The organism is Sphaerisporangium melleum (assembly GCF_014646695.1).
Taxonomy (GTDB): domain Bacteria; phylum Actinomycetota; class Actinomycetes; order Streptosporangiales; family Streptosporangiaceae; genus Sphaerisporangium; species Sphaerisporangium melleum.
The window spans coordinates 1-313 of record NZ_BMNT01000131.1; the positions used below are offsets into that span (position 1 = coordinate 1).

Annotated in this window: 1 protein-coding gene; it reads right to left on the reverse strand. The window is 65.8% G+C overall.

The features are described from left to right. The coding region (locus IEY93_RS37485; protein WP_308425773.1) for a KR domain-containing protein at positions 1-278 on the reverse strand (278 nt) is incomplete at its 3' end. Positions 279-313: the final 35 nt, after the last annotated feature.

Genomic DNA, 313 nt, shown 5'->3' on the forward strand with positions numbered 1-313 from the left:
CGCAACACCCCATCCACCCGCTCCGCACTCAACGAAGCGACAACACCGTCATCCAGCACACCCGCCGCATGCACCACACCCGCCAAACCAACAACCGAAGCCAGCACCCCAGCCAGCGCATCCCGATCAGCCACATCACACGCGACGACCGAAACCTCCGCACCCAACCCCGACAACTCCGCCACCAAACCAGCCGCCCCAGGAGCCTCCACACCACGCCGGCTCACCAACACCAAACGACGCACCCCATGCGCCACCACCAGATGCCGCGCCACCACCCCACCCAGACCACCCGTACCACCAGTGACCAGAA